Consider the following 20,708-nt stretch of genomic DNA (forward strand, 5'->3'; position numbering starts at 1 on the left):
GAAGCCGTGCATCAAAAAGCCAGCGGTATGATCCCGCTGGCTCCATGAAAACTGTCAACGTATTTTAGGACGGCACAGGGAGTACCCTGGTCATCTTCACGCAGCAGCGGCATTGCTACTGGTATCGCAGTAAAGCCCATAGAGTGTTTTGATAACACGCAGTGCTTCATCACCATGCAACGAATAGAAGATGGTCTGTGCTTCGCGACGCGTTTTTACAAGTTTGTCACGACGCAGGCGTGCAAGATGCTGCGACAGGGCGGACTGGCTGAGCCCGACGATACGTTCGAGTTCGCCAACGGACTTTTCGCCTTCGTTAAGTTGGCAAAGGATTAGCAGTCTGCTCTGATTGCTCATGGCCTTCAACAGGGTGCTCGCCTGCTGGGCCTTTTGTTCTAGATGGTTTAGTTCCATTTGGCTTCCTTATAAGCCTGACCGCAAGCGGCCATTGTCCCAATGAAAATCCGTATTTTTTTGTCATTTGATTCCGACAATTTTGACGGGATCATGTGACCGGATTTTCCATTCCTTTTACAACCTTTGAGGCTGTTGCTCTTGAACCAGCCAAACACTAATGTTTGGTTCGTTCTTATTCTCAAGTATATGCAGTTTCTGTCAAGATGGTGTTTGTTCTCAACAGTGCCTCTGCGGGATGTGAATCGGTTGGAAAACTTCGTGTCACTCCGGATTTTCGCCCAAATATCAGAAATTTATCCGATAAGCTCATGTTCAAATTACCCTGACTTGTCGCAGGGTTTAAAGGCAAAATTGCGCCGATTTACGGGCAATTTGTCATCGAACCTCGATTGTTATTCTGTGCACAACAATGGATCCGATTTCAAGAATATAACACTAAAAAAAGGGCAAAACTGTGAACGCTTTTACAGGTTTGGCACTGTTATATAACCAAAGAGTCCGGAATCCGGGACCAAAGGACTTGCAGCGCCCATGCCCGATATGCTGATTTAGAACAAAGCGGGACGTCACGTATCGCGATTATAATATCAAAATCACGCATAAAAGCGGGACATGTTGGCCATGAACCCGCAAGACCGATCAGACAACTGATCCAATCAGGAAGGCGACCCAGACAGATGGCGACTTTGTTCGTTACCCATCACGATTGCATTGAACATGATACCGGCCCCGGACATCCGGAATCCGCGGATCGGCTGCGCGTGATCCAGCGCGTATTCGAGGCCGAGGAATTCATGTTCCTGCACCGCGAGGAAGCCCCGCTTGCCGATATCGATCTGATCAAGGCGGTGCACGATCCGGCCTATGTGGACAAGGTGATGGCAACGATTCCCGAAACCGGGATCAGGTCGCTTGACGGGGACACCTATGTTTCGGCGAAGTCTGGCAAGGCGGCCTTGCGCGCAGCGGGCGGCGCATGCGTTGCGGTTGATGCGGTTGTTGACGGGCATGAAAGCAACGCCTTTGTTGCAACCCGTCCCCCCGGGCATCATGCGGAATATGACCGGGCAATGGGATTCTGTTTGTTCAACAATGCGGCGGTTGCCGCCCATCACGCACGGAAACGCTATGGGCTTAAACGTATTGCGGTGATGGATTTCGATGTGCATCACGGCAACGGCACCCAGGATCTTTTTTATAATGATCCGGACCTGTTTTACTGTTCGACCCATCAGTGGCCGCTTTATCCCGGAACCGGGGCAGAGACCGAACGGGGCTGTGCCAATAATATCCTGAATGTCGGATTGACGGCCGGGGCGGGTACTGCGGAAATGCAGGCTGCTTTTAACCAGACCGTATTGCCCGGAATTTCCGCCTTCAAGCCGGAACTTCTGATCATCTCGGCCGGGTTCGATGCCCACAAGAATGATCCGCTTGCCGGGCTGTGTTTCGAGGCGGAAGATTTTGTCTGGATAACGCGGCAATTGATGGCGCTTGCCGATGCGCAATGTCAGGGGCGACTGGTCTCGTTGCTGGAGGGCGGATATGATTTGCCGTCCCTTGCCGACAGTGTTTTGCAACATGTCCGGACCCTGATGACCGGATAGGGCGATCTGTGTTGCACAGGAATATTTCGGCGTGACGAAATTCCATTCTGTCTGGTTGCCCTGATCCGGACTTGCGCGTAAACTCCGCGCCAATCAAAGAAATGGAGCTTACATGTCCGAGGCTACTTCATCTTCCGCCATTCCCGAGGATATCGCAAAACTCAGCTTCGAAGAGGCGCTGGGCCAGCTTGAGACTCTTGTTCGTCAGCTCGAACAGGGACAGGTCGGGCTTGATGACGCAATCGCATCTTATGAGCGTGGTGCGGCCCTGAAACGGCATTGTGCGGACAAATTGCGTGCAGCCGAAGAACGCATCGAAAAAATCACCTTGAATGCGGATGGCCGCCCGTCGGCAACCCCGACTGAAATCGAGTAATCGGAGGCCATGGTGAGTTACGACCTGCTTGCCGGACTGAGTGCTGCGTCTGCTGATCTTGGCGAGACGCTGGATAGTATTTTGCCGCGTGCCAATGGCCAGATCGAGCAACGCCTGTTTCAGGCGATGCGTTATTCCACCTTGGGCGAAGGCAAACGTCTGCGCCCGTTTCTGGTGTTGAGTTCTGCGTCATTGTTCAAGGTATCGCGCCAGTCCGCCCTTCGGGTTGCGGCGGCGGTCGAGATGGTCCACAGCTATTCACTGATCCATGATGATTTGCCTGCGATGGATGACGATGATCTGCGTCGCGGCAAGCCGAGCTGCCACAAGCAGTTTGACGAGGCAACCGCGATCCTTGCCGGTGATGCGCTTTTGACCCAGGCGTTTGAAGTTCTGGCCGACGAAGATACCCATCCCGATCCGCGCGTCTGCACCGATCTTGTCCGCGCCCTTGCCCGTGCGGCTGGTCCGCATGGCATGGTTGGCGGGCAGATGATTGATCTGGCGGGCGAAGGTCAGTCCTTTGATCAGGCGCAGGTCACGCATCTTCATTTGCTGAAAACCGGACGCATGTTTGCCTTTGCCTGCGAAGCTGGTGCGATCCTTGGCAAGGCGCCAAAAAGCATTCGCATGGCGCTGCGATCCTATGCCCATGACATGGGATTGGCGTTCCAGATCAAGGATGATCTGCTTGATGTCGAAGCAAGTTCCGAGGAGCTCGGCAAGACAGCGGGCAAGGACCTTGATCAGGACAAGTCGACCTTTGTCAAATTGCTGGGCCTTGATCAGGCCCGTGATCAGGCCGCCATGCTGTGTGATCAGGCAATCAACCATCTGAGCTGCTTTGACGGCGAGGCCGAACCGCTGCGCGCGGTGGCGCGTTTCGTTGTCGAACGCGGCCGTTAAGCCCGATATCGTCAAAGCGCCCCACAATGACTGAACAGCCCAAATACACAGCCGGTTTTCGCGACCGGCTGTTTGACAAGGATCCATTTCCGCTGGCGATCTGGTATCCCGCATCCGCGCCGGAAAGTTCGGTGCGCCATATGGGCGTGGCATCAAGTGCCGCGCGTAATGCGGCCTTTGCCACGGATGGTCCGTTTCCGATCGTGATGTTTTCGCACGGTTCGGAAGGCCATCGTTTCAATCAGTTCTGGCTGGCGGAATATCTGGCACGGCGGGGCTATATTGTTGCAGCCCCGCAGCATGAAGGTGACAACTACCTTGATGCATCCGATGCCCGCCAGATCACGATCATTGAACGTCGTCCGCGTGAAATGCGGCTGGCGCTTGATCTGTTGCTTGATCACGATGACATCGCCGAGCAGATTGATCATGACAGGATCTATGCTCTTGGCCATTCGGCGGGCGGTGCCACGGTGCTTAAACTGGCAGGGTGGGATTTTGATGCCCGGGCCTGGCAAAGTTACTGCACCGTGAATGGCGAAACCGACAAGGTCATTTGCCAGCATGCCCCGACAGATGATCATATTGATCGTCTGCATCAAACCTATGGCGCGCCGGTGGTTTCGGAATACGATCCCCGGATATCGGCCATTGTTGCGGTAACCCCGGCCTTCGGGGTGGCGGCAACCGATGACGGGTTGGCCGATGTGAAGGTGCCGATGTTGTTTGTCGAGGCCGATACAGACGAAATTCTGCATGACCATGTTAATGCCACCCACTTTCGCAATCTGTTGCGCGGCCGGGCGAAATTCATCAAGGTCAAAGGGGCGGGACATTATTCATTTCTGCCGAAATGCACGCCGTATATTGCTGAAAACTTTAGCTATTTGTGCCGTGATTTCGGTCAGGATCGCGACACCATTCACCGCACTGTCGAACAGGTTGTTCACCGTTTCTTCGAGAAGGTGCAAAGCGGTGAAATTCAGGGTCGCTAAATCGGTTGAACCCCGCTATTTTACGCAGCTTGCAACATCGACCCGGAAACGTCACTCTGTTGTAATCTACGCCATATAAAAAATTGAAAATCGAGATCGGTATGAGCACGACCTCCAAGACACCGCTATTGGATACGATTAACACCCCAGACGAGCTGCGCAAATTGCAGCCTGCCCAGATGAAGCAGGTCGCAGATGAATTGCGCGCCGAGGTGATTGATGCGGTATCTGTCACAGGCGGGCATCTTGGTGCCGGTCTTGGTGTGGTCGAACTGACCGTTGCGATCCATTACCTGTTTGATACGCCCTATGACCGGGTGATCTGGGATGTCGGGCATCAGTGCTATCCCCATAAAATCCTGACCGGGCGTCGGGGTCGTATTCGCACGCTCCGTCAGGGCGGCGGGCTTTCGGGGTTCACCAAACGGTCTGAATCCGAATATGACCCGTTCGGGGCCGGGCACAGCTCGACCTCGATCTCGGCCGGCTTGGGCATGGCGGTTGCCAATCAGCTTTCGAATGACAAGCGCAAGAACGTGATTGCGGTCATTGGCGACGGTTCGATGAGTGCGGGCATGGCCTATGAAGCCATGAACAATGCCGCGGCCACCGATCAGCGTTTGATTGTGATCCTGAATGATAATGACATGTCGATCGCCCCGCCGGTGGGCTCCATGTCGGGGTATCTGTCGCGTCTGATTTCGGGCAAAGGGTATCAGGGCCTGCGCAATGCGGCCAAGGGCCTAACCAAACATCTGCCCCGCCAGATCGAAGAAGCGGCGCGCAAGCTTGAAGAATATACGCGTGGCATGGTCACGGGCGGCACCCTGTTTGAAGAAATGGGCTTTTTCTATGTCGGGCCGATTGATGGCCACAACATGGATCATCTGTTGCCGGTTCTGAAAAACGTCCGCGATGCCGATGTCGATGGACCGATCTTGATCCATGCAGTGACCCAAAAGGGCAAGGGCTATGGCCCGGCGGAAAATGCCGCTGACAAATATCACGGCGTTGCCAAGTTTGACGTTGTGACCGGCAAACAAGCCAAGCCGACCCCGAATGCGCCGAGTTACACCAAGGTGTATGGCGAAACGCTGGTCAAGATTGCCGAAAAGGACGAAAAGGTCACGGCGATTACGGCTGCCATGCCATCGGGCACGGGGGTAAACATCTTTGCCGATCGTTTCCCGGATCGTGCGTTTGATGTCGGTATTGCCGAACAGCATGCGGTGACCTTTGCCGCCGGTATGGCGTGCGAAGGCTACAAACCGTTTTGCACGCTTTATTCGACCTTCCTTCAGCGTGGCTATGACCAGGTTGTCCATGATGTCGCGATCCAGAACCTTCCGGTCCGCTTTGCCATGGACCGTGCCGGTCTGGTCGGGGCCGATGGCGCGACCCATGCCGGGGCATATGATATTGCCTTCCTAGGTTGCCTGCCGAACTTCGTTTTGATGGCGGCGGCGGACGAGGCGGAACTGGTGCATATGACCACGACTGCCTGGGCGATTGATGATCGCCCCAGCGCGTTCCGTTATCCGCGTGGCGAAGGTGTTGGCGTTGAAATGCCGACCGAAGGACAGGTTCTTGAAATCGGCAAGGGCCGTATCCTGCGCGAAGGAAGCAAGATCGCCATTCTGTCTTATGGCACCCGTTTGGCCGAGGCGCTTTTGGCCGCAGAAGACCTTGCCGCGCGCGGCCTTCCGGCGACGGTTGCCGATGCCCGTTTTGCCAAGCCGCTTGATCATCAGTTGATTGCCGATCTTGCACGCAATCACGAAGTGCTGATCACCATCGAAGAAGGATCGATCAATGGCTTTGGCGCCATGGTTCTTCAGCATATGGCCGGGCAGGGATTGCTCGATAACGGGCTCAAGATCCGCACCATGGCATTGCCCGATGCACTGATTGATCATGACAAACCGGAAATCCAGTATCAGAAAGCCGGTCTTGATGCGCAAAGCATCGTCAAGACGGCCCTTGGTGCCCTTGGCCTTAGCGAAAGCAAGGCGCGCGCCTGATCGGATTTGGCCGAAATACCAGCCCGCAGTATTAAAACAGAACGCCGCCCCCGGGGCGGCGTTTTGCATTGTCAGTTGGCGTCAGTCGGTGTCAGTCGGCATAAATCATCTTGTGGGTCATCCCGCCGTCAATGCGGATGGTTTCGCCGGTCATGAAGCCGGATTTGGTGCGGTCCAGAAGGAAGCTTACCGCCTGTGCGATGTCTTCTGGTGTGCCGACACGCCCGACCGGATGTTGCGATTTGTCGATGTCACTGTGGGATGGTGTGGTGCGTTTGTCCGATTTCTGCCAGTCACCGACTTCGATCCAGCCCGGGGCAATTGCATTGACCCGCACATCACCGCCAAGACTGACCGCAAGCGCATGGGTAAGTGCAACAATGCCCCCCTTTGACGCGGCATAGGATTCTGTGTTGGCTTCTGATTGAAACGCGCGGGTCGAGGCGATATTGACAATCGCTCCTTTGACCGGGCGCAGATGTTGAACCGCGTGTTTGGCCGCAAGGAAGGCACCGCCAAGATTGACATTGATCACCCGCTGCCAGCGATTCCATTCAAGGTCTTCGATACGGCCCGAATGGGGATCGGCAATGCCGGCATTATTGACCAGACCATCAATCCGGCCAAACCGGTCGACGGTTTGCTGAATGGCAAGTTTGACGTCGGCTTCATTGGCGACGTCACCGGCAATAAATAGCGCGCGATCCTGATGGGCGGGGGAAAGGCCATCGAATGCTTCCTGCCCGGCGTCGGCGTCCTGATCAAACAAGGTGACCCGCCAGCCCGCATCAAGAAGGTGTTTTGAAATGCCAAGACCCAAACCCTGTGCGGCACCGGTTACAAAAGCAACCGGTTGATCAGACGCGTTGTTCATATTTGCTCCGTATCTGTTGGATGAATTCAGGTGGCCGGATGGGCCGGAACGCGGAAAATGGGCATATTTTTCGTCAATTGCAATGCCATGCCCGCCGGATTGATCGATTGATCACGGTCCAGTTTACGTTGCGGCCGGGGACAGCTGATCAAGCAGCGCATGGACAAAGCCCTTCTGGCGCGGGTTCAGGTTACGCCGGGCCGCGGCCTGTTGCAGGGCGTCGGTTGCTTCGATATGCAACCGATAATGGCCCGGGTCCTGATCAATGGTGGTGGTACGTTCTTCGGCTGTTCCGAACACCATCCTGTGGCATTTGCGCGCATCCGAGGATGTAAAGGCCCGACATGAAAGCGGGCGGATTTCATAAATCGTGCAGCGATTGTCATCCCCAAGAAGCGGGCAACGCACCCGTACTTCGGCCGTTGTGGTTGATTGTTCAATGGTTGCGGCAGCATTCACCAGCCGTTGCAACAGGTCAGCCTGTTGTTCGGGGGTGAATGTTTTGCGGATATAGTCGGCAATCAGGCTGGTGACCCCGGGCGGGACGCTGACAAACAGGTTGCAGCAGGCGCTGCATTGATCGCAGCAATCGCGATGTTGGGGATTGGGGAAGTTTGACTGGATGGCACGTGATGCGGTGTCAACCATCGACATTGCAACGCGCGCGGCATCCGTCATGGTTGGCTGCGCATCAAGGGCATCTTCAAGCACGCGACGAAATGTCTGGAACATCTCGTCATAGCGGCGCGATGCTTCAAATGTCAGCGCGCCGGTCTGGGCGATGCTGTCTGCTATTGTGTCTATGGCCTCATCAAGTTCTGCCATTGATCCCAGCGACTTCCTGATTGGCACATGAAAACGTGCCAGCATTTTGGTTGTTGTTTGTTTGTCTAATTTAGCATCTTTGCGTTCCAATTCCTAACAAGCTGATAACAAAAGGAAACGATCAACCATGGATAGGGCCCGAGCGGGCCCAGGCGGGATGGGGACAATTGCATTCAGGCAAAAAAATTCCGGCCAGATCGGCTCTGACCGGAAGGAAGGTTGGGTCAAAGACCCTTTGGGTGCTGCCCGTCAGGACAGCGGGAGATACAGACTACATCGCATCATGCAGCTGGGGAGGTAAAGGTATCGGCATATTGCTTGCGCAGCTGGGCTTTCTGGATTTTTCCCATGGTGTTGCGCGGCAGTTCCTTGATCACCCAGATGCGCTTGGGAACCTTGAATTTCGCAAGCTTGTCCTGGGTGCGTTTGATGATTTCGTCGGTGTCGGCCTGACTGCCATTTGCAGCCACGATGACACCGGCAACGGCTTCGCCAAAGTCGGGATGGGGCAGGCCGAAGATTGCGACTTCTTCGACTTCGTCATATTCGGCGATGACTTCTTCGACTTCCTTCGGATAGACGTTGAAGCCGCCCGAAATGATCAGATCCTTGTCACGACCGACAATGGTGACATAGCCGTCTTCGCCAATGGTGGCGAGGTCACCGGTGATAAAGAAGCCATCAGTGCGGAATTCGGATGCGGTTTTTTCCGGCATCTGCCAGTAGCCCTTGAACACATTCGGGCCACGCACTTCAAGAACGCCGATTTCACCGGCGCCAAGGACATTGCCATCCTTGTCGCATACACGGGCTTCGATCCCCGGCAGCGTCGGGCCAACCGCACCCGGACGACGTTCGCCATCCAGCGGGTTGGACGTGTTCATGCAGGTTTCGGTCATGCCGTAACGTTCAAGGATTTTGTGCCCGGTACGTTCAAAGAACGCGTCATGGGTTTCGGCCAGAAGCGGTGCGGAACCCGATACAAACAACCGCATGTTAGCGGTAACATCCTTGTCAAACTGCGGATGTGACAGAAGGCGAGTATAGAAGGTCGGAACCCCCATCAGAACGGTTGATTGCGGCAAACGTTCGATCACATCATCGGCATCGAATTTCGGAAGCAGGATCACCTTGCCACCATTCATCAGCATGATGTTGATGGCAACGAACAGGCCATGGGTATGGAACAGCGGCAAAGCATGCAGCAGCGTATCACCGGGCTTGAAGCCCCATGCCGCATGCAGGGTTTTGGCATTCGATCCCAGATTGTTGTGCGTCAGCATCGCGCCCTTGGACCGGCCGGTCGTGCCCGAGGTATAAAGGATTGCTGCAACATCATCCTTGTCGGCACTGACAATATCGGTGATCGGGGTGGCTGTTGCGGCCTCGTCATTCAGGCTGCCGTCACCGTTGGCGCCAAGCGACAGAACCGCGCCAACATTGTTTTGCGCGCCAAGGGTCCGGGCTGCATCGATATGTGCCGGGCGGCAGACAAAGACGCGCGGTGCGGCATCGCCAAGGAAATAGGCGATCTCGTCACCGGTATAGGCGGTATTGAGCGGCAGGTGAATGGCACCAAGTTGCAGACAAGCAAGGTAAAGCGCGATCACGTCTGATGATTTGTCGACCTGTGCGGCAACGCGGTCACCCTTGACCACGCCATGGGATGCCAGCACCGCGGCATAACGACCGGTGCGGTCCAGCAGCCAGGCGAAACTGCGTTCGGTGCCATCGCGTTCGATCAGGAACGTACGCGATTTGTCTGCCGGGAAACGGTCGAGAAAGGTTTGAAAAAGATTATCGGACATGGTCATACCTACTTAAATGCCGGCAAGCTGTGCGACGGATTTCGATGTTGCGATTTTTCCGTCATTCATCAGCGCTTCGTGATTTTTCTCAATATCGTCAAGGTGGTAGGCATAATTGACCATCATGCCGCCCGCCTGGCGCAGGCCCTTGATTGATGTGTCGCCCAACCAGTTAAGCCGTTCGAGCTGTGCGCCATTGCCAAGATGGAACCGTGCGGTGGGATCGAGTGGCGATTTACCGCGTTTGCAGGTCGCAAGATAGGTCGCACACAGCGCAACAGTCGGTTTGCGCAGGGCTTCGACCTTTTCCGGATCGTCGATCCAGCCATCCTGACTAAGGCCTTCAAGAACCTGACCGGCAAGATCAGCATCATCGGCCTTGCTTTTCTGGCGCGTCCGCAACCAGCCCATGAAGCCCGGAATGGGCGACAGGGTGGCAAATTGCTTGAGCTGCGGGAATTCACGTTTCAGTTCTTCGACAACCTGTTTGATCAGGAAGTTGCCAAATGAAATCCCCTTGAGCCCCGCCTGACAGTTGCTGATCGAATAGAAGATCGCGGTCTTGGCGGTTTCGGGAGCCTTTTCATCGATTTCCGGCGCCAGAAGAGCCTGAACACTGTCGGCCAGCCCATGGACAAGGGCGACCTCGACAAAGATCAGCGGATCATCGGGGATCGCCGGATGGAAGAAAGCAAAGCATTTGCGATCGGTTGCCAGACGACGACGCAGATCATCCCAGCCCTGAATTTCATGTACCGCTTCGTAACGGATCAGTTTTTCAAGGATGGCAGCCGATGTATCCCAGTCAATATGACGCAGTTCAAGGAAGCCGCGGTTAAACCAACTGGTCAGCAGGTGCTGCATATCGGCATTCAGCGGTTCCAGATCGCGGTTGGTTTTCAAAAGACCGATCAGGGTTTCACGCATATCGACAATGGCGCGGGTGCCCCCCGGTGCCATATTGATGCGGCGCAGAAGTTCCTGACGTGCGGGTTCCGATGCCTGGGTCAGGGCCGCCAGATTGGTTTCTGACGGGTCCTTGGCAAAGGCGTCGGCCGCTTTTGAAACTTTGGTGCGGTCTGCGCTGAAGTCGTTCTGCATCATTTGGAAAAAGCGCAGATGATCTTCTTCTGGCAGGTTTTCCCAAAGCCGGACCACTTCGCGGGCAACGGCGGTGCCACGTGCTTCGCCCTTTTGCGAAACAAGGTCTTTGCACATGGCACCGAGTTGCGTGAAGGAATCCTGCGGGGTGGAAATTGGCAGATCAAGCAGTTCACGCCCACGGTCGGCGATGCTTGAAATCCAGCTTCTGACAGAGATGCCTGACATTAGCGTCCTCCGATTATCGTTTCTGGAAGCCAGGTGGCGATTTCAGGGAAGAAGCAAAGAATGATAATGGCCACGATCATGCACATCACATAAGGGAAGGCGCCCTTAAGAATGCTTTGCAGGCGGATGTCGGGTGCAATGCCATTGATGACATACAGGTTCAGTCCGACCGGCGGGGTGATCAGGCCGATTTCCATGTTGATCGTAAGAATGACGGCGAACCAGTACGGGTCAAAACCGGCATTGATGATCACAGGCAGCAGGATCGGGGCGCTCATCAGGATCACGGCAACCGGCGGCAGGAAGAAACCGCTGATCAGCAGGAACAGGTTGATGAAGCCCATCAGAACCCAGCGGTTGACCTCAAGTGCGGAAATCCACTGTGCAATCGACTGGGTAATGAACAGGGATGACAGCATATAGCTGAACAGACCCGCCGCCCCGATGATCAGAAGGATCATCACCGATTCTTTGGTGGTGTCGCGGAAGACATTCCAAAGCTGGCCGGGTTTCCACATCTTGTAAATGATCATCGCGGTGATCAGGCAGAACAATGCCCCGACACCAGCCGTTTCGGACGGGGTCGCGACACCGCCATACAGCGCAAACAGAACCGCACCGATGATCACAAGGAAGGGCAGAACACGCGGAAGGATTTCAAACTTTTCCTTCCAGCTGTACTTGACGACGCCAAGTGCAGCCTGGGCATTGCCCTGACGCCAGGTCGAATAAAGCGACCATGCCATGAACAGGGCGGTGACCAGAAGACCCGGCAAAAGACCGGCAAGGAAAAGACGACCAATCGAGGTTTCGGTCGAAATGCCATACACGATCATGGTGACACTTGGCGGGATCAGAATGCCAAGCGTACCACCCGCAGCAATCGATCCGGCGGCAACCGTGTCAGGAAAGCCGCGTTCGCGCATTGCCGGAATGCCCATTTTTCCGATCGCAGCACAGGTCGCCGGGGAAGACCCCGACAGTGCAGAGAAAATCGCACATGCCCCCAGGTTGGAAATAACCAAACCCCCCGGCACACGCGTCAACCAGCGATCAAGAACGGAATAAAGATCACCCCCTGCACGTGAGGACGCAACAACCGCCCCCATCAGGATGAACATCGGGATGGCAAGAACTTCAAAGCTTTCAAGTTTGCCAAACAGGATTTCCGGCAAAAGCGGCAGCGAACCGGTGCCATCAAAGATGATGATGAAACCGACACTGACCAGAAGCAGGCCGATACCAACCGGAATACCGGAGAAAAGAACAACTGTGGTTGCGATGCCAACGATGGCCGCAAGAAGCAACGGATCCATGATGCGGCCTCCTTAAAGGGCGTCGTCACGCAGGTCGAACGGTGTCGACCGGCGGGTGATAAGGGTCAGGAAGTCGGCCAGGAACTGCAGGAACAGAAGACCGAAACCGATCGGCAATGCCGAATAGGGCTTCCACAGCGGAACCGCCCAGATGGTTTCAGACAGCCAGCCGCCGTCATAGGCTTCAAGTACAAGCTCAAGACCATAGAAGCCAAACAGTGCACTGATCGCCATGCCACACAACAGGGTGAGGACTGCAAGCGTCATGCGCGCGCCGCTTTTAAGATAGAGCGGCAGCAAATCCACATTCACGTGCCCGCGCAGCAACTGCACATAAGGCAGGCCGATCAGGGTTGCGCCAATCATCAGGAAAATGACCGCCTCGGTCTGCCAGACAGTGGAGTCATTAAGCGCATAACGAATGAACACCAGCTGGCAAATGATCAGCATGGCAACCCCGAACATGGTTGCCGATACGATGCCGCAGATCCGAGATGCGGTGTGGATCACGGCAACAAAGGCATCAAGCGGCCCCTTGGGCGGCATCGGGTGGCGGGCTGCCTTTGCGTGGTGGTCGTCGATCGGCTCGACATCAGGCGGGGGCGGCATATCGGACTTAACGGAATGCGACGCACTTTGGGTCTGCGCGAAATCATCGGGCAGATCAATCGGAAGTGGGTGCGGGGACATGGCGTTGGACACGCGCGTACTCCTCTGACGGAACCGTATTGTTCTGTTTATTTGTATTCTTTGGGAAATGGGGTGGTGCCGAACATGTCGGCACCACCAGCACATCAGGTATGGATCACTTTACAGCAAGTGCCATATCCAGAAGTTCCTGACCATTCGGGGTCTCTTCGACGAACTTCTTGTAAGAAGTTTCCATGGCCAGTTTCTGCCATGCTGCGAAATCTTCATCGCTGAGTTCGGCGATTTCAACACCGGCATCCTTGAAGACCTGGATGCTGTCCGAATCCTGCTTGCGGCCTTCGGTGGTGTAGTATTCTTCTGCTTTCTTCGCAGCAGCAGCCAGGGCTGCTTTCTGCGCGTCATTCAGCTTGTCATAGCTTTTCTTCGACATCAGAACCGGCTGATACATGAACCACAGCGCATTGCCGGCAGCCGGGGTGTAGCATTTGACCTGTTCGTAGATACGATAGGAAACGAAGCTCGACGAGCTGGTGTTGGTTGCGTCAAGAACGCCGGTCTGCATGGCCGGATAGATTTCCGAGCTCGGCATTGCAGCGATCGAGGCGCCAGCACCTTCAAGCATCTGCTCGAACGATTTACCGGCAGCGCGGATCTGAAGGCCTTTTACGTCTTCAGGCTTGTGAATGCAGCCTTTGGTCGATGCAAAGCCGCCAGCAAGCCAGCCCTTGGCAACGGTGACAACACCGTCCTCGTTCAGGAGCTCTTCGATTTTAGCCATGAACGGGGATTCGTTGATACGGTTTGCATGGTCATGGTTTTTGACCAGTGCCGGCATCAGGGTAAGGTTGGTTGCCGGAACACGACCACCGGCATACGCCAGCGGGTAAACAATCATGTCAAGCTGCCCGCGGGTCATCGGGGTCCACTGTTCCTTCGCCTTGAACAGGGAGCCGGACGGGAAGATCTGGATTTCCAGATCCACATTGGCCGCTTTGACTTCGTCGGCAACAATCTGTGCAACCTTGTGACGGATGTCGCTGGTCGACCACTGGTGCGACAGTTTCAGGGTTTCCGCATCAGCAGATGCGGACATGCCAAAAGCGGCAACAGACATGGTGATGGCGGCGACAGACGCCGAAAGGGTCTTTTTAAAAATCTTCATCTTTTCCTCCCGGATGAAGCATGCGTTTTTGGATGCATTGTGACGGCTTTTGCGCGTCTTTTTATTGATGCGGTTTTCGCATTGGAGGAAAGCGTTACAGATTTCTGGCATCCTGTCTATGCAATTTTGTATACCAGAGATGCGTTTTGCAGTGCCACAAACCCGCCTGTGAGTGTTTGCTTGAAAATCGCGGAAATTTCCCATTCAACTTTTGCAATGCAATATGAAAACCCTGCGCAGCAGCACAGAAAAGGCTTTGATTAGTACCATTTTATGTGTTCTGGTATACCAGTGGCCGATTGTAGAAAAGGGCGTTTTATGGCGCAAAACGGTAAGCTTGCCACCGATCTGGTGCAGAAACTTGAACGCGATATTGTGACCGGTGTTCTTAAACCCGGTGACAAGCTTGACGAACGTTCCCTGAGCGAACGGTTCGGTGTTTCACGCACCCCGGTTCGCGAAGCGCTCCAGACTTTGGCCGGATCCGGGCTTGTTGCCACCATGCCCCGTCGCGGAACCATTGTTGCGTCGATCACGGTTGCCGAACTGATTGAAATGTTCGAAGTCATGGCAGAACTCGAAGCCATGTGTGCCCGCCTTGCCGCGCGTCGGATGCCACGTGTCGATATCGATAACTTGATCGCACTGGCCGATGAATGCAGTGCGCTTCAGGAACATGCCGATGCTGATGCCTATTACGAGGCCAATGTGCGTTTCCACGAAGCGATCTATGCCGGGTGCCGCAACAGTTTCCTTGAACGCCAGACCAAAAATGTCCGCAACCGGCTGGCGCCGTATCGCCGTTTGCAGCTTCATCGCCCGGGGCGCGTTAAAAAATCCAACAACGAACATGCCGATATCCTGAGCGCCATTTCAAATGGCGAGGCCGATATTGCCGGCAAACTGATGCAACAGCATGTTGCGGTTCAGGGCGAGGCCCTGAACGATCTTTTGGCGATCGTCCCGCGCGGATATCTTGAGCCGCTGGCGAGCTGACGTCTTATCCACGACTTTCAAAAACTGCTGGTTCGGCGGGCAAACTTGCCTGTGATTGGGCGTGACCTTTTTGTCCCGGTGCGCTAAAACGCAGCCATGGCAAAGAAACGTTTAGATCAGTTGCTTGTGGAACGCGGATTGGTGGAAAGCCGGTCCAAGGCACAGGCATTTATCATGGCAGGAAATGTCTTTAGCGGCGAGCAGCGGCTTGATAAGCCGGGCATGCAGTGCAAGGAAGACATGGCGATCACCCTGCGTGGACAACCTCATCCGTGGGTTTCACGCGGCGGGCTCAAGCTTGAAAAAGGCTTGGCCGAATTCGGGATTGATGTGACCGGTTTTATCGGCATTGATGTCGGGGCATCAACCGGTGGCTTTACCGATGTCTTGCTGCAAAACGGTGCGGCAAAGGTTTATGCCGTCGATGTCGGGCAGGGGCAGCTTGACTGGAAGCTGCGCAATGACGATCGTGTCGTGGTCATGGAAAAGACCAATGCCCGTCATCTTACCGATGAACAAATTCCCGATCTTGTTGATATCGTGGTGTGCGATGCCAGCTTCATCGGATTGCGTACCGTGCTTCCGGCAAGCATGGAACGCCTGAAACCCGGCGGGCATCTGATTGCGCTGATCAAGCCGCAATTTGAAGTCGGCAAGGAACGCGTCGGCAAAAAAGGCGTCGTCCGCGAACCCGAACTGCATCAGGAAGTCTGTGACACCATTTCCGACTGGCTGTCAAACTTGCCCGGCTGGGAAGTGCTGGGTATCACCAAAAGCCCGATCACCGGGCCGGAAGGCAATGTCGAGTTTTTGATTTGCGGGCGGAAACCGGCCTGAAGTCAGGCCAATTTCCAACCTGTGACCGTGTCGTTATTTGCCGATTTTCTTCATGAAGAAATCAATGCCGGCCTGTGCGCAATCCTGATCCTGGGGCGGGGTGCCGGAACTGACGCCGATGCCACCCACGCATTCACCATCAACAAATACCGGAAGACCGCCGGCGACAATCGACAGGCGGCCGCCGATTTCACTGTCAATGCCATAGGCCGGTTTGCCCGGCTGTGCGGCGGCGGCATATTCATGCGTGCCCTTGCGTGCGCCCGATGCGGTGAATGATTTGTCCTGGGCGATGGTGGTGCTGGTGACCTTGCCGCCATCCATGCGCTCAAAAGCGATAAGGACGCCGGATTCATCGGTGATGGCAATGCACATCGGAACGCCGATTTCATTGGCGCGATTGCGTGCGCCTTCAATCAGGATATAGGCGTCTTCGATTGACAGGCGTTTGATGGTCAGCATGGAACGTCTCCGGGGATTTGAAATAAGCTGGCGCATCTTATGTGGTGGCGCAAAAGCCGATCAATCACATAAAACGTCTTTTCACATGGTGGAAGATTGCCCGGTTAATCAGCCCGGAGCCGTTTCAATGGCAACTTCATCAGGCAACAAGGCGGCAATCGCACCAACGGCCAGTCCACACGGCACCCGATTGGTACGGTCACGCCCCATCAGGCTGATATCAACTGATGGCGGGGGCGGTAATGCCGTGTCGGGCAGGTGATGAAGCCCGGTATGTGGCGCCATACGGCGCGGCATGGCGCAAATGGCGTGGCCGACGGTGATGACCTTAGCAATCATGGTGTTGGCATCACCGCTGTGACGGATGCGATGGGCAATACCCGCCAAATGCCAGCGTCTTGGCTCTGCCTAGCGGTAAATCATGAAATACAGGGTTGCCAGCGGCAAGATAACGGCAATCAGCCCGATGATATTCCAAAGTTTGCGGCATTTTTCATAGGCCGGTGGCATGGCTTGATCGCCCGCCTGTACGGTCCGGCTGGCGATCTTTGACATGTAGATTTGCAAGGGGACCAACCCCGTCACCCAAAGCATTGCGGCCATGCCAAACAGGCTGATGCCGATTGTCAGATGGGGCGCATCCGAAATCGCAATTCCGGTCGCATGAAACAACCCGATCCCGCCAATGGTTATCAAGGCACCGCCCAATGCGGTAAAGGCCAGATCCGTCATATTCACCAGCCGACAGGCAAAGGCAATGATCACAGGATTGCCGGTTTTGTCGGCCTGTGTCTTCCACAGTGCCGATACAATGATGTTGCCAAGAAACAGCACAACGCCAAGAACATGAATGAATTTAACGGTGAAATATTCCATCGGTTGATCCGGTTTGATGGCGGTTGAAAAAGGCGGGGTTACAGATCGGTCGGGGCGGTCAGGTCTTCTGCAAGAAGGCCAAGGACAAAATCGCCAAGTTCCTGATCGGCTGGCGGCACGATCATGCCGTCAATCACCAGCATGGCAATGCCATGCGCACGGCTCCAAGCGGCAAGCGCACGGTTATAGGCCGTTGCGGCCTCGGTCAGGGTCATTTCGGCCTTGCGATCGACCGAGGTCACCGCGCGTTGCAACACATCAAAGGCATTATCCGCGGCATCACGCAATTCGGGATATTGATCAAGTGGCGGACGTTCGCGGCCAAAGATCAGTCGGAAATGTTGCGGATTTTCCACGGCAAAGCCGACATAGGCCGCACCAAGCTTCATGATGCGTTCTTCGTGATGCGCAACACTTGCCGCCACAGATTCAAGCTGTTCGGCAAAGCGTTCAAACGCGGCAATTGCAACTGCCGCCAAAATGCCATCCTTTCCGTCAAAATGACGATAGGGTGCGGCTTCTGATACACCGGTCATGCGGGCCAGACGGCGCAATGACAGCCCGGTCGGGCCTTCTTCTGTCAGGATGGTTTCGGCTTTTTGCAAAAGAACATTACGGACGTCACCGTGATGGTATTTCCCCATTAGCTCGTATCTCGATTTTCTTATGTTAACTAAGTTAACATTAGCGGGTAAAGACCCGCATTTCAAGGAAAAATCGACCGTTGATCGGTGAAAAAGGTGGCGGATTTCCGGGTTTCCCAAATCGCTGCCAAAACAAAAGCACCGTCCAAATCGGGACGGTGCAGTTTATACAGGGATATGTCGCAGGAACGTCAGACGGGGTTGGGCGTTTGTTCCGTGCTGTCCGCCGTTGGGGCGGTTTTGGTATCGGGGGATACATCGGGATTGGTGGATCCATCTTGTGATGTATCGGGGGTATCTGTTGCAGGTTGCGGGGGGACTTCCGGGGTGCTCGTTGTGTCCGGTGTTGCTGGTGTATCCGTGCCGGTCGCGGGGACGGGTGCCGGGTTGGTTTGTGTGTTGTTGCCGTCGGTGCCGGTCGCTGTGTCGGCCGACCGGGGTTCCTGGCTTTGTTCGTTGGTGCCGGGTGTAGCGGGTGCACCGGATGCATCAGGTATACTGTCCTGCTGTGCTGTCGGGGGCTGCTGTGCTTCTGGTGTCGCTGCCGTATCCGGTGTCGGCGTTACGGATGCTGGCTGAGTATCGGGCGTGGTCGTCGCCGTAGTCGGGGACGCTGCCGTAGTCGAGGTCGGGGTTGCATCCGCTGTTGCGCCTGGCGTTGCAGGTGTCGCCGGTGTGGTCGGCGCTGAACCATCCTTGGCCGCAGGTGCGGGGCTGTCGACCGGTTTTTGCGGATTGAGATCGACGGACGGGGTTGCGACTTTCCTGTCTTTTTCGGTTCTGTCCGGACGGATCAGGAATTTGTCAGCCAGGGTGTCCTGTCCGATCAGCAGTGGCTGTTCAAGGCCACCCATTTCCAACAGGCCGATTTCAACATCTCTCACGATGCCGCCAATTTTCATCCGGGTGTGAATGACCGGGGCGCGTACACTTGCGCTGTTGCTGCTGGTCTGGATGTCGCGATAGCCGGCAACCGGAAGGGCAAGCTTCCAGACAATGGTACAGGATTTCAGATTGCTTTCAGGTGCAGGATTGCATTTGAGCGTCAGACTGAAAGAAACGATTTCGCCGGCGTCCTTGTCCTGATCATTGCTGCTGTCGTTTGTCGTGGATGCATTGTCGCCAGATGCCGTGTCGCTGCTATGAGCATCGTCACTGGCGTCTGATATGTGCAGATCACTGACAAACAGACAGGTCTGCGGTGCCGCGCCAAGGACCATGCCGGGCATTCCGGCAATTCCCCATTCGGGCAGATCCAATGCCTCGTCCGGATAGAGGATCGTGCGGCCACGCAGTTGTGCATCATCACCAAGGGATCCGCTCTTGGCGGGCTTGTTGTTGGATGCAGCAAGTGAGATCAGGGTTTTGAGCAATACTGGGTTCATGCCATCAAGACGTGGCATCAACCCGGTTGTGACAGGAAACCTTGGGCAAAGACCCCAATTATCAGCTGGGGAAATGTTTGTTGGTGTTCCAGCCTTCGCATTGCGCGCGGTGGCGCAGAAGGTGATCGGCAAGCACGATGGCGGCCATGGCTTCGCCAACCGGAACGCCGCGAATGCCAACACACGGGTCATGGCGGCCCTTGGTGACGACATCAACTTCCTTGCCATAGATGTCGATGCTTTTGCGCGGAGTCAGGATCGAACTGGTCGGTTTGACCGCAAAACGCACCACAATGTCCTGCCCGGATGAAATCCCGCCCAGAATGCCGCCTGCGTGGTTGGAGCCGAAAACCGGTTTGCCATCATTGCCAAGGCGCATTTCATCGGCATTTTCAATGCCGGTCAGTTCGGCTGCTTCAAAACCGTTACCGATTTCGACACCCTTGACCGCATTGATCGTCATCATCGCCTTGGCCAGATCGGCATCAAGTTTGTCATAAACCGGATCCCCAAGCCCGACCTGAACGCCGGAACAAACGACTTCGATCACCGCGCCAACCGATGAGCCATCCTTGCGCAGGCCATCAAGATATTCTTCGAATACCGGTACCGCTTCGGGATCGGGACAGAAGAACGGGTTGTTATCAACTTCGTTCCAGTTCCAGTTGTCGCGATTGATTTCCTTGGTACCCATTTTGACAAGTGCAGCGCGGATCTGGATATCATCGCCAAGAACCTTGCGGGCAATGGCACCGGCGGCAACACGCATCGCCGTTTCGCGGGCCGAAGAACGACCGCCGCCACGATAATCACGTGTGCCGTATTTTTCCCAATAGGTGTAATCGGCATGGCCCGGGCGGAACTGGTTTTTGATTTCGCCGTAATCCTTGGACCGCTGATCAACGTTTTCAATCAGAAGCCCGATCGGGGTTCCGGTGGTTTTGCCTTCGAACACACCCGAAAGGATTTTGACCTGATCAGGTTCGCGACGCTGGGTCGTAAAGCGCGACTGACCGGGTTTGCGTTTTTCAAGGAATTCCTGAATGTCGGCTTCGGAAAGTTCCAGAAGGGGGGGCACACCATCAACGACACAGCCAATTGCCGGGCCGTGGCTTTCGCCAAAGGTGGTGAACCGAAAAAGAGTTCCAAAACTGTTGCCAGCCATATCCGAATTCCAGAATGCAAGGGTCAGAGACAAATCGGGCCGCCCGATCTTTAAAG

The 20,708-nt window shown here is 55.2% G+C and carries 22 protein-coding genes; 8 read left to right on the forward strand and 14 right to left on the reverse strand.

The genetic code is table 11. The features are described from left to right. Nucleotides 1–96: 96 nt before the first annotated feature. Nucleotides 97–414: an ArsR/SmtB family transcription factor gene (locus WA429_RS09605; protein ID WP_068518198.1), complete on the reverse strand. Its 318-nt coding sequence runs from the start codon at nt 412–414 to the stop codon at nt 97–99. Between the two features lie 680 nt (nt 415–1,094). On the opposite strand from WA429_RS09605, the gene WA429_RS09610 reads away from it, so the two are divergent. The 5 genes from WA429_RS09610 to dxs all read left to right on the forward strand — a co-directional run bounded on the left by WA429_RS09610 (nt 1,095) and on the right by dxs (nt 6,322). After that, complete coding sequence (locus tag WA429_RS09610; protein ID WP_287465869.1) at nt 1,095–2,024, forward strand: histone deacetylase family protein; 930 nt, start codon at nt 1,095–1,097, stop codon at nt 2,022–2,024. Between the two features lie 112 nt (nt 2,025–2,136). Continuing rightward, nucleotides 2,137–2,400 (forward strand): exodeoxyribonuclease VII small subunit, encoded by a 264-nt coding sequence (locus WA429_RS09615; RefSeq protein ID WP_068518196.1) that lies wholly within the window; start codon nt 2,137–2,139, stop codon nt 2,398–2,400. Nucleotides 2,401–2,409: 9 nt separating this feature from the next. Continuing rightward, complete coding sequence (locus WA429_RS09620) at nt 2,410–3,306, forward strand: polyprenyl synthetase family protein (RefSeq protein WP_287465870.1); 897 nt, start codon at nt 2,410–2,412, stop codon at nt 3,304–3,306. A gap of 26 nt (nt 3,307–3,332) precedes the next feature. Next, complete coding sequence (locus tag WA429_RS09625; RefSeq protein ID WP_287465871.1) at nt 3,333–4,301, forward strand: alpha/beta hydrolase family protein; 969 nt, start codon at nt 3,333–3,335, stop codon at nt 4,299–4,301. Between the two features lie 101 nt (nt 4,302–4,402). Then, nucleotides 4,403–6,322, forward strand: a complete 1,920-nt coding sequence (dxs, locus tag WA429_RS09630; RefSeq protein WP_287465872.1) for a 1-deoxy-D-xylulose-5-phosphate synthase — start codon at nt 4,403–4,405, stop codon at nt 6,320–6,322. A gap of 91 nt (nt 6,323–6,413) precedes the next feature. On the opposite strand, the gene WA429_RS09635 is transcribed toward dxs, so the two are convergent. The 7 genes from WA429_RS09635 to dctP form a co-directional block, all read right to left on the reverse strand. Further along, a complete protein-coding gene (locus WA429_RS09635; RefSeq protein ID WP_287465873.1) occupies nt 6,414–7,196 on the reverse strand; it encodes an SDR family oxidoreductase in 783 nt (260 codons plus the stop codon). 123 nt (nt 7,197–7,319) lie between these two features. Further along, on the reverse strand, nt 7,320–8,021 hold the full coding sequence (locus tag WA429_RS09640) for a YkgJ family cysteine cluster protein (protein ID WP_287465874.1): 702 nt from the start codon (nt 8,019–8,021) through the stop codon (nt 7,320–7,322). Nucleotides 8,022–8,302: 281 nt separating this feature from the next. Further along, nucleotides 8,303–9,829: a malonate--CoA ligase gene (locus WA429_RS09645; protein ID WP_228195849.1), complete on the reverse strand. Its 1,527-nt coding sequence runs from the start codon at nt 9,827–9,829 to the stop codon at nt 8,303–8,305. A 12-nt stretch (nt 9,830–9,841) separates the two neighbouring features. Next, a complete protein-coding gene (locus WA429_RS09650; protein WP_114112649.1) occupies nt 9,842–11,158 on the reverse strand; it encodes a malonyl-CoA decarboxylase in 1,317 nt (438 codons plus the stop codon). Next, nucleotides 11,158–12,474: a TRAP transporter large permease gene (locus WA429_RS09655; protein WP_068518190.1), complete on the reverse strand. Its 1,317-nt coding sequence runs from the start codon at nt 12,472–12,474 to the stop codon at nt 11,158–11,160. Before WA429_RS09655 ends, WA429_RS09650 begins: the two co-directional genes overlap by 1 nt. Nucleotides 12,475–12,486: 12 nt before the next feature. Beyond that, nucleotides 12,487–13,176: a TRAP transporter small permease gene (locus WA429_RS09660; RefSeq protein WP_287465876.1), complete on the reverse strand. Its 690-nt coding sequence runs from the start codon at nt 13,174–13,176 to the stop codon at nt 12,487–12,489. A gap of 103 nt (nt 13,177–13,279) precedes the next feature. After that, entirely contained in the window at nt 13,280–14,287 is a 1,008-nt protein-coding gene (gene dctP, locus WA429_RS09665) for a TRAP transporter substrate-binding protein DctP (protein WP_068518292.1), read from the reverse strand. A gap of 39 nt (nt 14,288–14,326) precedes the next feature. On the opposite strand from dctP, the gene WA429_RS09670 reads away from it, so the two are divergent. The 3 genes from WA429_RS09670 (at nt 14,327) to WA429_RS09680 (ending at nt 16,120) form a co-directional block, all read left to right on the forward strand. Then, complete coding sequence (locus tag WA429_RS09670; RefSeq protein ID WP_147250602.1) at nt 14,327–14,551, forward strand: hypothetical protein; 225 nt, start codon at nt 14,327–14,329, stop codon at nt 14,549–14,551. Nucleotides 14,552–14,605: 54 nt separating this feature from the next. Beyond that, entirely contained in the window at nt 14,606–15,283 is a 678-nt protein-coding gene (locus WA429_RS09675) for a GntR family transcriptional regulator (RefSeq protein WP_068518189.1), read from the forward strand. Nucleotides 15,284–15,379: 96 nt separating this feature from the next. After that, nucleotides 15,380–16,120: a TlyA family RNA methyltransferase gene (locus WA429_RS09680; RefSeq protein WP_287465877.1), complete on the forward strand. Its 741-nt coding sequence runs from the start codon at nt 15,380–15,382 to the stop codon at nt 16,118–16,120. A gap of 33 nt (nt 16,121–16,153) precedes the next feature. Here the strand turns inward: WA429_RS09680 and WA429_RS09685 are convergent, their stop codons facing one another. The 6 genes from WA429_RS09685 to aroC all read right to left on the reverse strand — a co-directional run bounded on the left by WA429_RS09685 (nt 16,154) and on the right by aroC (nt 20,652). Beyond that, entirely contained in the window at nt 16,154–16,582 is a 429-nt protein-coding gene (locus WA429_RS09685; RefSeq protein ID WP_008891292.1) for a GlcG/HbpS family heme-binding protein, read from the reverse strand. Nucleotides 16,583–16,690: 108 nt separating this feature from the next. Continuing rightward, nucleotides 16,691–16,969 (reverse strand): hypothetical protein, encoded by a 279-nt coding sequence (locus WA429_RS09690; RefSeq protein WP_287465878.1) that lies wholly within the window; start codon nt 16,967–16,969, stop codon nt 16,691–16,693. Between the two features lie 21 nt (nt 16,970–16,990). Then, the gene (locus WA429_RS09695; RefSeq protein ID WP_287465880.1) at nt 16,991–17,458 is read right to left on the reverse strand and encodes a DUF2269 family protein; all 468 of its coding nucleotides are present in this window, start codon (nt 17,456–17,458) and stop codon (nt 16,991–16,993) included. 38 nt (nt 17,459–17,496) lie between these two features. Then, the gene (locus WA429_RS09700) at nt 17,497–18,102 is read right to left on the reverse strand and encodes a TetR/AcrR family transcriptional regulator (RefSeq protein ID WP_068518186.1); all 606 of its coding nucleotides are present in this window, start codon (nt 18,100–18,102) and stop codon (nt 17,497–17,499) included. A gap of 191 nt (nt 18,103–18,293) precedes the next feature. Continuing rightward, entirely contained in the window at nt 18,294–19,505 is a 1,212-nt protein-coding gene (locus tag WA429_RS09705; protein ID WP_287465881.1) for a hypothetical protein, read from the reverse strand. Nucleotides 19,506–19,548: 43 nt separating this feature from the next. Next, nucleotides 19,549–20,652, reverse strand: a complete 1,104-nt coding sequence (gene aroC / locus WA429_RS09710) for a chorismate synthase (protein WP_287465882.1) — start codon at nt 20,650–20,652, stop codon at nt 19,549–19,551. Nucleotides 20,653–20,708 lie beyond the last annotated feature (56 nt).

The sequence above is a fragment of the Thalassospira sp. CH_XMU1420-2 genome (assembly GCF_037029325.1).
Classification (GTDB): Bacteria; Pseudomonadota; Alphaproteobacteria; order Rhodospirillales; family Thalassospiraceae; genus Thalassospira; species Thalassospira povalilytica.

Coding starts and splice junctions, on each gene's coding strand:
- WA429_RS09625 (WP_287465871.1), top strand. CDS start 3,333: ATGACTGAACAGCCCAAATACACAGCCGGTTTTCGCGACCGGCTGTTT.
- dxs (WP_287465872.1), top strand. CDS start 4,403: ATGAGCACGACCTCCAAGACACCGCTATTGGATACGATTAACACCCCA.
- dctP (WP_068518292.1), bottom strand. CDS start 14,287: ATGAAGATTTTTAAAAAGACCCTTTCGGCGTCTGTCGCCGCCATCACC.
- WA429_RS09620 (WP_287465870.1), top strand. CDS start 2,410: ATGGTGAGTTACGACCTGCTTGCCGGACTGAGTGCTGCGTCTGCTGAT.
- WA429_RS09680 (WP_287465877.1), top strand. CDS start 15,380: ATGGCAAAGAAACGTTTAGATCAGTTGCTTGTGGAACGCGGATTGGTG.
- WA429_RS09640 (WP_287465874.1), bottom strand. CDS start 8,021: ATGGCAGAACTTGATGAGGCCATAGACACAATAGCAGACAGCATCGCC.
- WA429_RS09610 (WP_287465869.1), top strand. CDS start 1,095: ATGGCGACTTTGTTCGTTACCCATCACGATTGCATTGAACATGATACC.
- WA429_RS09605 (WP_068518198.1), bottom strand. CDS start 414: ATGGAACTAAACCATCTAGAACAAAAGGCCCAGCAGGCGAGCACCCTG.
- aroC (WP_287465882.1), bottom strand. CDS start 20,652: ATGGCTGGCAACAGTTTTGGAACTCTTTTTCGGTTCACCACCTTTGGC.
- WA429_RS09700 (WP_068518186.1), bottom strand. CDS start 18,102: ATGGGGAAATACCATCACGGTGACGTCCGTAATGTTCTTTTGCAAAAA.
- WA429_RS09650 (WP_114112649.1), bottom strand. CDS start 11,158: ATGTCAGGCATCTCTGTCAGAAGCTGGATTTCAAGCATCGCCGACCGT.
- WA429_RS09645 (WP_228195849.1), bottom strand. CDS start 9,829: ATGTCCGATAATCTTTTTCAAACCTTTCTCGACCGTTTCCCGGCAGAC.
- WA429_RS09695 (WP_287465880.1), bottom strand. CDS start 17,458: ATGGAATATTTCACCGTTAAATTCATTCATGTTCTTGGCGTTGTGCTG.
- WA429_RS09675 (WP_068518189.1), top strand. CDS start 14,606: ATGGCGCAAAACGGTAAGCTTGCCACCGATCTGGTGCAGAAACTTGAA.
- WA429_RS09655 (WP_068518190.1), bottom strand. CDS start 12,474: ATGGATCCGTTGCTTCTTGCGGCCATCGTTGGCATCGCAACCACAGTT.
- WA429_RS09635 (WP_287465873.1), bottom strand. CDS start 7,196: ATGAACAACGCGTCTGATCAACCGGTTGCTTTTGTAACCGGTGCCGCA.
- WA429_RS09685 (WP_008891292.1), bottom strand. CDS start 16,582: ATGCTGACCATCAAACGCCTGTCAATCGAAGACGCCTATATCCTGATT.
- WA429_RS09615 (WP_068518196.1), top strand. CDS start 2,137: ATGTCCGAGGCTACTTCATCTTCCGCCATTCCCGAGGATATCGCAAAA.
- WA429_RS09705 (WP_287465881.1), bottom strand. CDS start 19,505: ATGCCACGTCTTGATGGCATGAACCCAGTATTGCTCAAAACCCTGATC.